The sequence below is a fragment of the Sphingobium sp. TomMM35A genome (assembly GCF_054771735.1).
On sequence record NZ_BSRC01000001.1, the window covers coordinates 846236 to 859291 of the forward strand.

Below are 13056 nucleotides of genomic sequence, written 5' to 3' on the forward strand. Positions count from 1 at the left end.
AAAGAAGAATTCAGACCCGCCGGGCTGCGGGTCTGCTGAGAAGATTGTTGGCTTTATCGCCGACAGCTTAAGGCTGATCGTTTATCAATTGGCGGTAGACGGTTCTGGCCAGGCCACAAAATAATGGCGACTGTTGTGCTTCACCAGGACGCCCAGGTCCTCCAGCTTCTGAAAGTGCCAGCCGATGCTCCCCTGGCGGGCGCCGGTCTTACCGCCGCCAGAAGCGCTACTGACGAGCTGTCGAGCTGCCAGAGGTTCCTGCTCATGCAGGGATTTGATAGTGGCCCACACGCTGGCTGCTGCGACACGCTGACCATCCTTCAGGTCAGGATAGGCGATTGCCAAGGCGCGCATCACCAATGCAGTGCCTGGCACATAGTCCACCTTCGTTCTGGTGGCTTTTTTGAGCACGGGCGGCGCGCCCCGTGATTCCACGGGCGCTTTGCGCGGCCGCGGCGACTGGGTGTCGTTCACATTATTGGGCTCGGCCTCAGCGCCAGCGAGAGGTTCTATCTCCTCGAACGCTCCCAAAGCGTTGCGGATAAGGTAGCGCGGCTCGCGGCAGACATCGAGCAGGTTTGCCTTTGCGGCATAAACTACTAGGAAGTCCTCGCGTTTAACATCAGGGTACATCGCGCGCAGATCAGGTTTCTCAAGGATGTCTCGTCCTCGCTCTCGCCATTTCTGGAGCAGGCGTATCTCGACTGCCATGCGCGGTGCCGTGGTCCACATCGCGACGCCGCGCAGCCGCGATGCGGCTGTGCCTTCGGGATCCTTACGGGGAACGAAAGCCGCCTTGGGCACATGGCCGATAATTGTGAAGAAGATGCCGAGCGCCTCGCACAGACGGCCGAGATAGAAGAAGAAATTGGTGGTCGCTTCGCCTTCCATGCTGTCGAAGCCGGCCATGCTGGTGGCGGAATCCAGAACGACGCCGACGATCCGGTCCTCGAGATCGGCGTGAAGCTCGTTCCAGGTGGTGATGTAGTGTCGGATCTCCTTCATCACAGCCGACGCCCGCCAGACGCGATCATTATCATACCGCAGCAGGCTGGCATTGGGATGTTTGAACTCATCCTCTGTCATGCTCATAAACGGCATGACATGCAGGCGCGAGCAGGTCTCGTGCGCGGCCGCGGCGGTCTGATGCATCGTGCTTTGCACGATGTCGCGCAGCCGGCCGACAATCTGCGGCCGCGCGTCCTCTGCCGTCAGGATGAGGACATGGCCCGTTCCATTGATCTTGCCGCCAAGCCAGGTGGGTCGGCGATGCTGAGGGCGGCTTGCGATCATCGCGGCCATCCAAAGCAGCAGCTGGGTCTTGCCCGTGCTGCCCGCACCGTACCAGATAGCGGTGCCGCGTTCGGCCAACCAGCCGTCGATACGGAAGGGGATCTTCGGCGTGGCATTGTCAAAATGGTTGCTGGCGAGCCACTTGTCCGTTTCTGGCTGAGAATCCCACTCCTTGGTCGGCGCTTCTTGCGCTGACGTGCTCCGGCGATCCGAATGCCTCGGATCGGAGGGAAAGCCAGTAAGAGCATTCATGCTGATATGGTCCTGTTCAATGTCGAGCTCATGTTGAGCGCGATGAGGTCCAATTCAGCATTCAGCCGAATGCCTTTATATATAGTTATGGGACATGGGCGGCTGAATGAATCAGCCGCCCTGTTCCCACGCGCCCGCTGAATTCCGAACGGCGCGCTCCTGCTTCAGCTTCAATCGAACAGTTGCGGCGCGAAGACGGCGATCTTGCTGGCTTCGCGGTCTGACGCCTCAGTGAACAGCCGCTCGCCATAGTCGATCCAGGTCGCTGCATATCGTCGGTGGCTAAGGTGCTCGGCGACGAAGGCCGTGAGGCGGCGGATGCCTTCCAGTCTGGAGCGGCTGCGCCCTTCGAGACGGCGCCACAGCATCAGCAGGGCTAGCGTTGACAGAACGTCGCCCTCGCACACCTCCTTGACATCACTCCACTTGCCACGCTCCATGGCGCGGCTGACAAGATCCGGCCGACAGGTGAGTTTTGCTGGGATGCCCAGACCTGCAGCAACTTCAGCAAGGTGAGGATTTTTCGCGCCGACCGCCATGTCGGTCATGATGTCGATGTGGCCGGAACCCCCGCGGTGCCAGTGCCGGAGCAGCCCTTGCAAATTTGCCGGCAGCTCCAAGTCTGACGCCATGGCGGCGAACAGGATCTGAGGCCAGTCCTTGTAATAGCCACCCCAGCTGTACAGGTGCACTGATCCCAGCTGCTCCATATCGGCGAAGAAGCTCTTGAGGATCTCAGCTTCGTCCGCTTCTGGACAGCCGCGCGTTTCCAGCCTGATGGGGCGAAGACCGTCTGGCCCATCCGTCATGACCAGCCACGACATGGTGACGATCCGATGAAACGGCCACCTTGGAACTACGCGTGGATCGTTCCGCGCTTCCTTGTAGAACAATGCCGCCGCGTCGGCATCTGTAAATTCTTCGATGGCACGGTATCGTCCGTGAGCTTCATGATCATATTGAACTTCGATGTCGAAGACGACGGCATAGGCAGGCGCCCCGCGGGACAGGCAAGCAGGTTTGTTAAGCATGGTAGATTTCCGATTGAGGTTCAGGAGGCTGGGCGCCTCGAGGTTGTGATGAAGGGAGAAGTGGCGGTCAGACGCAGCCGGCGTTCGGTGCGGCGGTCCGCCAGGCATCAAGGGCGCGCAGTGCCCCTGCGGCTTGCAGATCACTGTCGAAGCCGGCAAACATCCTCGCCCACGCCTGCCAGCCCGCTATGGCCTCGTTGATCAGTTGTGGCTCAGCGACACTTGCATTGGGCAGCAGGTACAGGGGTGCGCTGGCCTCGCAGTCCGCAGCTTGCACATGAGGCAGACAGACGCAGGGTATCGGCATCGAGCGAGCCTGCTTGAGGTACCAGATGTCACTGTATTGGAGATCGCGCCAGCGGCCACCAATGTCCTGAGCTGCCTTCAGCAGGGTGGAATGCCGCTCCGGATCGGCCAGGGCGGCGATCCGCCGCGGCACGGGAAGCCATTTGTCCCAGCTGATGATCGCGCCTTTGGCTGGTAGCAGCGCTTGCAACCAGTCGAGCAAATCAAGCGGCGTGTCATTCGGTCCAAGATAACGGCTTTGCGCTTGGAACCGATAGCCATCGCCGCTTGGCTCCACCAGGAATAGGCCGATGCCGCATAAGATACGGCAGTCCGGACGATGGCGCATGCCATGGCAGGCGCCAGCCGTCCGCATGCTGATTGCGATGCTGCGGCGTGTAAAGCCGCGATGCTCGATGGTGAGATCGATCAAGTTCATGTGTAAGTCTTTCAGATGCCGCGTCGCGCGCGGATAGATTGTCAGTTCGCGAGCGGATTGAGGTCGCGGTGATGGAGGCGGGTCGATGCGCGATCCTCTGCGTGGAGCCACATGGTGAGGTGATGCCGCAGGATGGGCGCCAGCTCGTCGCCTAGGCCAGTCTGCCGGGCTATGGCATCGATCGTCAGCCGCCAGACGGCGATCACGTCGATCTCCGCCTCCGCTGCGATCTTGTCGATGTCGCACCGCACCCAGGCGGAGAAGCGGTCACTGGCATCGGCCTGCGCGCAGGCAATCGATGCGTGAGCACAGGCTTCAGCCAGGGACAGGAAGCCATCCGGACTGCCATATAAGAGGCGAATGAGGGGCTGCCTGCCCTTGCCAGAAAGACTGCGAACTCCCGATGAATGCTCAGCACCGGGCAGCCGTCGCAGTAGATCGGCCACGGTGTCTGGTGCGTAAAGCGCCCGGGTGGCGCTGTCGTTGCTCAGCTTCTGATCGATCCAATGAAGGAAATCTTCCGCAGGTTCGGATGGGCGAAGAACAAAGGTGTCCAGGTCGAAGCCGACCTTGCCGCCGCTCACCTGCACGGTGAAGGTGGCGCCGCCGATGAGAACCTCATTGTGCAGGCCAAGGTGATGGCCCGCATCAAGCGTGACGGGAACGAATGCGATAATGGTATGGGATGGTAACATGGGCTTTTCCGATGACGCACGAGATCGCACCGCCTGAAGACGGTCAGATCATGGTGCAGTTTGCTGGGGTTACCGGCTGACGCCGGATGTGAGTGAAGGCCGGTCAGAAGCGCAGGCTTGCGCCTGTTTTTTTCCTTCTTCCCGAACCTTCATCTTCCCCGCGGATCAGCGGCCCGCCGAGGGCGCCTTTTCCATGCTGCCGACAGAGCAGTGCCCTTAGCTTAAGGTCATCTAGCGTTCAGGACCATCGTTCATCATTCCAGGGTGCCATCTCCGCGGTCGCGTCGGAGACTGCGGCTGATCTTTCTGTGTTGCGTCTGACGCTGCTGTCTGCGGATCTGCCGAAAGATTTGTGTCCCTGTTCTTTTGTTGCGGCGTGGCATCCATGGTCGCCGCAGATCGGTCACGCTCTTGCCGTGTTTTGAGGCTCTTCACCGCATAGGTATCTGGGGGAGGTGGTCCCGCAGGTGACGGTGCCGACTCACCCACCAGAACTTGGTGGCTTTGGGTTGCCGCCTCTGCCTTGCAGTCGCGTTGCACGCGCGCAAGTATGGCCTTGCGCAGGTGTGGGTCGTCCTTGTCGAACGCTTCCAGCGTGGCGCGCTCATCGGCGCTGAGGCCCGACCAGTCCGTAACGATGCGGTCGTCAACGATACGATAGGGCCGCAGGGCAAATTGCAGGACCAGTCGGCAAGCCTCATCGACCAGCGTCTGGCGTGCCCGTGCCGCCGCCTCGTTTGCAGCCTTCTCCATAGTTTCGCGCAGAATGCGGGCTTCCTCCTGGTCCCGAGCGTACCGGTCCTTCAGAATATCAACCTGCGTGTCCGTATCCAGCGAGCGGAAGAGTGCCACCTCATCGGCCGCAAAGGCCGAAAGATCGAGTATTATCCGTGTCCCGTCGATCAGATAGGGCGGCTTCTTGGAAGCATTGAACATGGCGCGGGCGGCAGCGATGGTGTCAGTCTGGATTGCCCGATGGCGAGCATCGAAATGTTGGCGCCAGCGGTCGACGTCGGCGCGCAGCCTGTCCGTTCGCGCTCGCTGCTCGGAAAGGCGCCGGATAGCAGCCTCAAGACTTGAGGCGCGGCTTTTGGTGGGCTGTGCCTTGATCCTTTGCAACGCCACATTGGCGATCCGCGCCTGCGTCATCGTGATCGCGCCGATTGTGGTGCGAAGCGGCAAACGATCATAACGCGACCGGCTATTCCGGAGCCTCTTAGCGGTTACGACAGCGGTGGTTCTGATGACCGCCACATTGGCAATGGCTACCCCGTAGTGTTCACGGGTCGAAAGAGCGATTAAGCTGTCGCATATCGCTGCAGTTCTCTGCCGCACCAGAATAACCGAAGACATTATCACAGGCTGCCGACGCGCCGCCTGCGCAAGCCGTTTACAGACTTTAGCCGCGTCTTGACGAATGGCGATCACAGCTAACGAGGCCTTGTTGCGGGTCTGCTGCAGAGCCCGCCGCGGCCATCCCGAGACACGGCTCGCCATGCTGCGGATCCCGCTGAACCGCTCAAGATCCGACCGGATCGCCCGCCGCCGATCCTCAAGCCTGCTTGCGCGCTGCAGCAACTCCTCTTCCCGTTGCGCCAGCGCAAGCTCACGCTCCGTCTGCCGACAGTCGTCGGCGGCCTCGTTAGCTGTTACGATAAGCTCGTTGCGCTTGACCGCGCCTACTGTTTCGCCCCGGTCATGTGCGGCCATGGCGGCAGGGCCGATATGCTCCTGCCGCACAGCGTTGAGGCCGCGCTGAGCATAGGTCTGATGCGTAAACCGGGTAGGTTGGCCCGCGCTCTGTGCTGCCCGGTTCAGATGCGCGGCTGCGAGCGCGCGGATCAGGAGGAGACCCGCGGGATCGGTGAGACCATTGACCTTCTCCTCGCTCACCGCCCAGCGATATGCGCTGGTGCGTTCACACGGGCGCGTTGAGAAGCAAATGTGGGCGTGGAAATTACGCTGGTCGCTCTTGATGTCGGGCTCGTGGACGGCCGCTGCGTAGGGAAGTCCAACCCGACCGAACGTGCGCTTGCAAAAGGATTGGACCATCTCTTGCCGTTGCTCGGCGCTGAGTTCGTGCGGCAGGTTCAGAACGAGGCGATACTGCACCTTGGCATTGGCGCGGTAGCCTTCCTCGACCGTCTCCAGCATGCGCCAAGCCGCCGCGATCTCAGCGACGCTTTCGCCCATATTGCTGATCGGCGCATCCAGCTGAAGATCGCCAAGCTCCAAAACGCCGTCACGATAAATATAATCGATATGGGCCGCAGGCAGCCCTGCTCGCCAACCTTTTGACCTAAACCCGACGTACCCGATCTTAAGATAAAGCGCGACACGTCCCCGGCTATCGATCAGCGGCGATCGGTACGCGCGCAGCGCTCGCCGAGACGTCGAGATGTTTGGGCATTTGCGGACTGGCTCTGACTTGAGCACGGGCGGCTTCGCTTCCGGCATGCGGATTTGGAACAGCCGTCCCCAGCCTGGCGCAATCGGCTCAGCCATCTGCCGCGCCAGATTGCGTTCGCTGCGGGCCTGTTCTCGCGCAGCGGCAGCCTGCTTCATCCGCCGCAATGTCGCGGCCCGCGCGTGGGCGCCGGCTATGGTACGGTCGGCCGCCATCAGCCGCCGGGCTGTTCGGTTCGGCGCCATGAGGATCGCGAACGCCCGCGCATCGGCTGCGCTTAATATCCCGTCTTCGCTTTCAAGCATCATTGCCATGGTTGCTATTTCGCGGATAAGAAGGGGGGTGGAATGATGGCGCGAGCCCCTGTTGACCTTGGGTCAACGTTTCTTTCGCACTCCCACCCCACTTCCTTCTCTGCCTCCTTGTTTCGCTGGATCTGATGATGCCCTGTTCAGCCTATTAAGGCATGCAAGGTTAGCCCTCGGCACGCTCGCTTCAGCCGATGCCAGCGACGAGGTTCGGGCGCTCCAGCAGCTAAGCTTACAAGAGTTGATGCCAAAAGGGCGCGATGATGACCTCCTCACCACCAAGGAGGACAGAACAGATGAACTGTGATCGTGACGAAGATCGCCGCCGCCGTGCATTGCGCAAACGGCAGGAGGCGACCGCCAGGCTACAGGCGAAACTTGATCAATCGCGGCGGCAGGAACGTAACGCACGCAGCCAGTTGCTCAATACCACTCGTCATCCTACCTGGCATGCCCACCGGCTTGCCTATCAAGATCGCCAAGCCGGCTTTGACGGCGAAATGAGCGAGGCGCGCTACTATCTGCGTGCGCTTCCGCTCTCTCGTTATACTGAAGCGATAACGCCTTTCGCTGAGATAAATCCTGACGCTGGGGTAGTGCTATTAGAGGTTGCGGCCGTCCGCGCGAACCTGGAAGAATGGACGGCGCGCGGCAAGGCGCAGCTTTATCAGCAAGCTCAGACCGCTTACGTGGAAGAGTGCCGTTCGTTTGCGCATTGGCAGCAGGCTAATCCCGACGAAAAGGACTGGCGCAATCAGCCTGCCACGCGAGCGCAGTGGATGTTGATCCGGCGTACCGCAGACCGGCTGAACATTGCCGACATGCCGCTGCGTCTCAAGCGCGGTGAAGCGCATGCCTGGCTGGAGCGTCATGGCGCTAATTTGCGATTTCGCTCGATGGACGCAGAAGAAGGATCGCCTAAGCAGTTCGACCTCGAAAGCAAAAATGCTGATGACAATGAGGAGTTCAAAGCATGAGCGGCGAAACCATGGGCCGCGCTGTGCGGGTGGGCGGCGCCGATGTGTACTTCGCCAGCATCGAGGCTCTTGAAGCGCGTGTGGAAGAGGAAAAAAGCGCCCTCATCGCGCTCGATAGCCAACTTCTTGCGCACAATCAGCGAAATCCCGACGCTTGGGCCAAAGTGGAAATGCAGGCTGCAATACTGAGGGATTTGCTGTTCGGGCTCGATGACTGGATCAAGGAGGAAGAAGCAGGAGTCGATGCCCTCATTGCCGACCTACGTCAGCAGATTCGCTCGCTGTGAAATCTCATCCTATAACGGGAGATTTGAGCCAAGAAGGAGCAGATCATGCCGTATTTCCAAGATGTCAGTTGGAGCGCAGCTTACCGCCGAGCAGTCGATGGCAACCGCCATATCAACTCGGCGGATCTCTTCTCTATCCTTCGCAGCAACTGGGACGTTTGGAAAAGTGGACAGCCGGGCGAGCCAATGGGACTCGCACGGTTGCCGCACCTGGCGATAGTGCATGACATCAATCCTGTAGCAGGCAGTCAACGACCCGTGCTTGCCCCAGACATGAGCAAGGATGAGCTTGAAGCGGGGTACTGGCGGCAGCTCCGGATCCATCCCAATGCCGGCACGGATGGTACAGAAGCGGACGATGCGTTGAACCCCGGCCAGCAGGGCTCTGTGGCTGGCGATTCCAAGGCTGGCACCAGAAAGAACGTCGATCCCTTCGCACCCGATAAGCGCGCACCCGTAGACGGCGGCAGGGCTCGGTTCCTCCGCAAAATTTTAGGCCATGATGTCACCGACTGCGTCCTTTACCTTGATGATGTGCGAAAGCGCGACGAGCGCTTGTTTCGTCTTCTTCTGGGCAAGGATTATTTTGCGGCCTTCAAGCAGCATCCGAAAGTTCTCCAGGATCCGTGGCCTGAAGCAGCCCAATTACGTTGGGAAAAGACCAAAGGCCGCGACTATCTGCCTCCGGTTCTTGCCCTAGCGCTTATCACTGAGAGCGCCCGGCTCGGGCATAATCAGCATGGACTGCTCAGCCTTTCGTTCGGCGAAAGAGGCGAAGAAATTTTCATCAAGACCTACCTGGACGCGATCCCCTCCATCGGCGGTCCGATTGAACCACCATACTGGCTGTCGCGCCAGGTAGAGAACAGCCTCTTTCAGACAACCGCGCTGATGCCGCCGGATGTAGTATTCCCTCATTTTGAAAATGACATTCCCATCCTTGGTGATGGGACGCTGGGCCGCGCCTGGTCGGAAAGTGCGGCAACGGCCATTGTCGCCGCTTTTGCCGCAGATGGTGCCGCGCTGGTCGGCAAGATGGCCCGGCCCAATGGTATCGATGAAGCCAGAAAGCTTCAGGCCGGTATTGCCTTCCACCCTCGCCACCGGCGGCAGATCCATGCTGGCAAGGCGCCGTCGATCCCGAAAGGCCACTCTGCGGCATACTGGGGGATGAATTGGCGCATCCATCCCATCGTTGGGCTGCTGGATCTTGCGCGTCAGGCATTCGACTGGAGCGCACAATATCGCGAAGACAAGAACCGACTTCGCTCCTGGTCCGGCGACATGCCAAAGCGCTGGCTCAGTCAGGCGGTTGCCGCAATCAGCTATTGCTGGGTCGAGAGCTTCAGCGCGTCTGCTTTGCCGACAGCGCTAAAACCTGTGCTTATTGGAAAGCGTAGCTGGTATCACAAGCACAGCGCTGAAGGCGTGATTGGCGAACCAGCGGAACTCACAGACGATGAATGCTATATTGACATGCTGGCCGAAGGCGCCAACTTCGGATCCATCTGCACAGAGGGGCTAAAGTGCCTCGCCGCGCTGCCGGGACCAGGCGCTGAGGGGTATACGGCCCGCTATCGTGCGCATCTTTGGTTCGATTGCGTCGGGGACGATATTGTTCATTATCGTCGGCACCTGCGCAACGCACTACGGGCCTCGAAGCATCTCCGACGGACCGCCCAAGCGCTTGACCCGGAAATGCTCGACCGATTCGAGCCTGCGCACCGTAAGCTCCTGACAATGCCGGGAGGACGTCGTCGCCTCCTTGGCAACCGATCTGATTTGCTTAGCACCACGGGCATTCGGCAAGCTGCCCTTGGCGCGCAGGATATCGCTATGGTGCCATCTCCATTTGCGCTCGATCCGATCCGGTTGGTTATCGCGGAGCCTCATAGATGGACCGGCGTACCGAAGGGAGCAGCTCCACCAACTTCGCGTTGACGGACACTAACCTTGCAGGTTTTTGCCCGCAAACATTGGCACAGCCTTGTTCATGGCAAGGAAGAACCCATCGCGAAGGGACGACAAGATCTCACCGTCCATGTCCGGGACGTGCCGAGACAAGAAACCTCTTGTCATCAGCCGCCTGGACGATTCATGGTCGTCGATCGTCGATGAAGCCGCGCTTATTGATCGCTGGTTGGGCGCAGAAATCGCCAGTCTGTTCGGAGATAATTGTTGATGGAAAGCTTTCGCGGCAAGCGCATCGCCATCTATGCCCGAGTTTCGACCAAGCGGCAGGCGAACAACGACCTCTCTGTCCCGGACCAGATCGCCTATGGCGAGCGTTGGATCGGAGACAATGATGCCGTCCACGTCAAGACTTTCGTCGATGCGGGTGCCAGCGCGACTAACGATGGACGCGGAGAATTTCAGGCGATGATGGCTATGGCCATGAGCGAAGAGCGCCCGGTCGACGTCATCCTGGTTCATTCGCTATCTCGCCTGTTTCGCAATGCCCTGCATTTCATGCAGTACAAGGCGCAGCTTCAGCGTCACAAGGTTCGCATCGTTTCGATTACTCAGTCCTTCGGTGACGATCCGGCGAGCGAACTGGCGGTCGGGATGCTGGCCCTGTTCGACGAATATCATTCAGCTGAGAATTCGAAGCATGTGAAGCGCACCATGCTCGCGAACGCTGCGCGGGGGTTCTGGAACGGGCAACGGCCGCCGCTCGGATTCAAGACCGTCTCCGTGAAACAGTCGAAGGGGAAGGACCGGCAGAAGCTCGAGCATGATCCCCTGACGATGCACGTGCCGGTCTTCATCTTTGAAACTTATGTGAATGGCTATCAGGGCACGCCCGTTGGGATAACGCGGCTTGCGCAAATCCTCAACGAGCGCGGCGACCAAATCGGCGGCAAACCCTTCCACACATCCAATGTCCACGCCATCCTGTGCAACAGCGCCTATATCGGCCTCGTCATGTATAACCAGCGTGACTCCCGTACGGGCGAGACCCGCCCCGAGGAGGAATGGGTCCCGATTCCCGTTCCTCCCCTGGTATCTGAGGATCTCTTTTATGCCGCCCGTGCTCAGATGGCGGGGCGCGACCCGCGAATGGGCGCTGCGGCGGTAAAGACCGGGACGAACCTGCTGACCGGATCGGTGATCTGCGGCTGTGACGGCGATGGGTGCGGCGGCGGCATGACGACCGAAACTGGTAAGGGCGGACGTTACCGCTACTACGCATGTCACAAGCGCTCCAAGGCTGGTCTCACGCAATGCGCTGGCCGCCGCGTCCGCATGGAGGCGCTCGACGATATCGTGGTGGGAGCGGTGGCGGAACATGTGCTTGAGCCTACCCGCCTCAATGCTCTTCTCCAGAGTTGGATCGATCGCAGCGAGGATGCTCAGGCTAGCCGACGGGAACAGCTAAAGCGGCTTCGCACGCGCCTCACTATGCTCGATGGCGAGAGTGCCAACGTGATCAAGCTTGTCCGGAGCGGTGTATGCGCACCTGACAATCCGCAGGTCGCGACCGAGCTTGGCAACATTGCCGCGCAGAAACGCAGCGTTAGCATCGACATCGAAGCACTGGAACGCCAACTCGCCGATGGTGCGCGCCGAATCACGCCGGCAGTGCTCGACAGTTTCAGCGCGTTGATGGCTGCGAAGCTTCGCGAAAAGGGGAATGTCCGTCGCGAGTATATGCGACTGCTAGTTGGTCGCGTGGAGGTTGGGAAACGCATCATCCGGATCATCGGATCGAAGAATGCGCTTTCTCGCGCTGCTACCGGCGTGACACCACACATGGTGCCCAAAGCTGAACGGCAATGGTGCACCCAAGAGGATTCGAACCTCTGGCCTTTGCCTTCGGAGGGCAACGCTCTATCCAGCTGAGCTATGGGTGCGTGTCGCTTGGTGCGAAGCGCCGCTTAGCAAAGCACAACTGCTGACGCCAGCACCAAAATAGCGACGCGCCGACTATTTGATCTTCTTCATCGGTTGGAACTTGCCGAGCCCGCAGCTCGCGCCTCGCATCAGGTTGGGCGAGCTGTACAACACCGTGATTATGTCCACCGAGCAGAGCTGCGAAAGGCTCGTCTTGTACATGAAACGGCGCTCGAAGCCGAGGCTGGGGCAGCTGTTTGGCAGGATGTTGCGGTATACCTTGTTGCCGTTCAGAATAAAGTCGATCGTCCGGTCGTCGCGGACATCGGTCTGCCGGATCGAATTTATCTGTACGCAATCAACGGGTTTGCCATTCGCAACCAGATTATCGGTCCGCGTCTTGGCCGTCGCCGGGGCGACCAGGGACATGAGGACCACGGCGATACCCAAGCGCAGTGCCGGGGAAACAGGGACGGACATGCTTGTCTCTCCTCATCATCGTCACGGGTAACACGTCGCCAGCAGACGCGTTGCACCTGCTATTTAGCATAGCTTGTCTGAACCGCAGGATACTGGCGAAGGGTCAGCCGGTTTTCGGCGCGGTCTTGGGAGCAGGGGTCTTGGGTTTGTAGCGGCACAAATCTGCCACGATGCAGCGCCAGCATTCCGGGCGGCGGGCCTTGCATACATAGCGGCCGTGAAGGATGAGCCAATGGTGCGCATCCCGACGAAAAGGGCCAGGGACCCGCTTCTCCAGCTGGAGTTCGACAGCCAGGGGCGTCTTTCCGGCGGCAAGGCCGGTGCGATTGCCGACGCGGAAAATATGCGTGTCGACCGCGAAGGTTTCGTGCCCGAAAGCCGTGTTCATCACCACATTGGCGGTTTTCCGCCCGACCCCCGGCAGCGTGGTCAGCACATCGCGGTCCTGCGGGACTTCGCCGCCGAAATCGCGCACCAATATCTCGGAAAGCGCGATGACATTCTTTGCCTTGGCATTGAACAGGCCGATCGTCTTGATGTGCTGCTTCAGCCCTTCCTCGCCCAGCGCTACCATCTCGGCAGGCGTCTTCACCTGCTGGAAAAGCGCACGCGTCGCCTTGTTGACGCCGACGTCTGTCGCCTGTGCGGACAGGACGACCGCGACCAGAAGCTGATAGTCGTTGCCATATTCCAGCTCGGTTCGAGGAGCCGGATTGGCTTCCGCAAGGCGGCTGAAAAAATCAAAGATCTGATCCTTGTTCATTGCCG

General features: G+C 60.0%; 10 protein-coding genes, 1 tRNA gene and 1 pseudogene. 4 read left to right on the plus strand and 8 right to left on the minus strand.

The features are described from left to right. Positions 1-84: 84 nt before the first annotated feature. From ACYU8T_RS04250 to ACYU8T_RS04270, 5 genes are all read right to left on the minus strand, one after another. On the minus strand, positions 85-1545 hold the full coding sequence (locus ACYU8T_RS04250; protein WP_461158606.1) for an AAA family ATPase: 1461 nt from the start codon (positions 1543-1545) through the stop codon (positions 85-87). A 170-nt stretch (positions 1546-1715) separates the two neighbouring features. Then, entirely contained in the window at positions 1716-2684 is a 969-nt protein-coding gene (locus ACYU8T_RS04255) for a 3'-5' exonuclease family protein (protein WP_461159748.1), read from the minus strand. Continuing rightward, positions 2644-3300 carry a hypothetical protein gene (locus ACYU8T_RS04260; protein WP_461158607.1) on the minus strand — a complete coding sequence of 219 codons (657 nt, stop codon included), beginning with the start codon at positions 3298-3300 and terminating at the stop codon, positions 2644-2646. The genes ACYU8T_RS04255 and ACYU8T_RS04260 overlap by 41 nt, the downstream gene beginning before the upstream one ends. 41 nt (positions 3301-3341) lie before the next feature. Further along, a complete protein-coding gene (locus tag ACYU8T_RS04265) occupies positions 3342-3995 on the minus strand; it encodes a hypothetical protein (RefSeq protein WP_461158608.1) in 654 nt (217 codons plus the stop codon). A gap of 231 nt (positions 3996-4226) precedes the next feature. After that, positions 4227-6617, minus strand: coding sequence for a MobA/MobL family protein (locus tag ACYU8T_RS04270; protein WP_461158609.1), 2391 nt, complete (start codon positions 6615-6617; stop codon positions 4227-4229). 389 nt (positions 6618-7006) lie between these two features. On the opposite strand from ACYU8T_RS04270, the gene ACYU8T_RS04275 reads away from it, so the two are divergent. The 4 genes and pseudogenes from ACYU8T_RS04275 to ACYU8T_RS04290 all read left to right on the plus strand — a co-directional run. Beyond that, positions 7007-7687, plus strand: coding sequence for a hypothetical protein (locus tag ACYU8T_RS04275; protein WP_461158610.1), 681 nt, complete (start codon positions 7007-7009; stop codon positions 7685-7687). Then, the gene (locus tag ACYU8T_RS04280) at positions 7684-7974 is read left to right on the plus strand and encodes a hypothetical protein (RefSeq protein WP_461158611.1); all 291 of its coding nucleotides are present in this window, start codon (positions 7684-7686) and stop codon (positions 7972-7974) included. The genes ACYU8T_RS04275 and ACYU8T_RS04280 overlap by 4 nt, the downstream gene beginning before the upstream one ends. Positions 7975-8019: 45 nt before the next feature. Next, on the plus strand, positions 8020-9915 hold the full coding sequence (locus tag ACYU8T_RS04285) for a hypothetical protein (RefSeq protein ID WP_461158612.1): 1896 nt from the start codon (positions 8020-8022) through the stop codon (positions 9913-9915). Between the two features lie 240 nt (positions 9916-10155). After that, positions 10156-11196 (plus strand): annotated as a pseudogene (locus ACYU8T_RS04290) (recombinase family protein); the annotation flags it as partial. Positions 11197-11751: 555 nt separating this feature from the next. Here ACYU8T_RS04290 and ACYU8T_RS04295 read toward each other — a convergent pair. From ACYU8T_RS04295 to nth, 3 genes are all read right to left on the minus strand, one after another. Further along, a tRNA-Arg gene (locus ACYU8T_RS04295) sits at positions 11752-11828 on the minus strand. A gap of 73 nt (positions 11829-11901) precedes the next feature. After that, the gene (locus ACYU8T_RS04300; protein ID WP_247230949.1) at positions 11902-12288 is read right to left on the minus strand and encodes a hypothetical protein; all 387 of its coding nucleotides are present in this window, start codon (positions 12286-12288) and stop codon (positions 11902-11904) included. 103 nt (positions 12289-12391) lie between these two features. Then, entirely contained in the window at positions 12392-13051 is a 660-nt protein-coding gene (gene nth / locus ACYU8T_RS04305; protein ID WP_461158613.1) for an endonuclease III, read from the minus strand. Positions 13052-13056: the final 5 nt, after the last annotated feature.

What these genes read in the sequence shown, in the direction of transcription:
- ACYU8T_RS04250 (WP_461158606.1), bottom strand. Translation starts at nt 1,545, where the DNA reads ATGAATGCTCTTACTGGCTTTCCCTCCGATCCGAGGCATTCGGATCGC.
- ACYU8T_RS04255 (WP_461159748.1), bottom strand. Translation starts at nt 2,684, where the DNA reads ATGCCTGGCGGACCGCCGCACCGAACGCCGGCTGCGTCTGACCGCCAC.
- ACYU8T_RS04260 (WP_461158607.1), bottom strand. Translation starts at nt 3,300, where the DNA reads ATGAACTTGATCGATCTCACCATCGAGCATCGCGGCTTTACACGCCGC.
- ACYU8T_RS04265 (WP_461158608.1), bottom strand. Translation starts at nt 3,995, where the DNA reads ATGTTACCATCCCATACCATTATCGCATTCGTTCCCGTCACGCTTGAT.
- ACYU8T_RS04270 (WP_461158609.1), bottom strand. Translation starts at nt 6,617, where the DNA reads ATGGCGGCCGACCGTACCATAGCCGGCGCCCACGCGCGGGCCGCGACA.
- ACYU8T_RS04275 (WP_461158610.1), top strand. Translation starts at nt 7,007, where the DNA reads ATGAACTGTGATCGTGACGAAGATCGCCGCCGCCGTGCATTGCGCAAA.
- ACYU8T_RS04280 (WP_461158611.1), top strand. Translation starts at nt 7,684, where the DNA reads ATGAGCGGCGAAACCATGGGCCGCGCTGTGCGGGTGGGCGGCGCCGAT.
- ACYU8T_RS04285 (WP_461158612.1), top strand. Translation starts at nt 8,020, where the DNA reads ATGCCGTATTTCCAAGATGTCAGTTGGAGCGCAGCTTACCGCCGAGCA.
- ACYU8T_RS04300 (WP_247230949.1), bottom strand. Translation starts at nt 12,288, where the DNA reads ATGTCCGTCCCTGTTTCCCCGGCACTGCGCTTGGGTATCGCCGTGGTC.
- nth (WP_461158613.1), bottom strand. Translation starts at nt 13,051, where the DNA reads ATGAACAAGGATCAGATCTTTGATTTTTTCAGCCGCCTTGCGGAAGCC.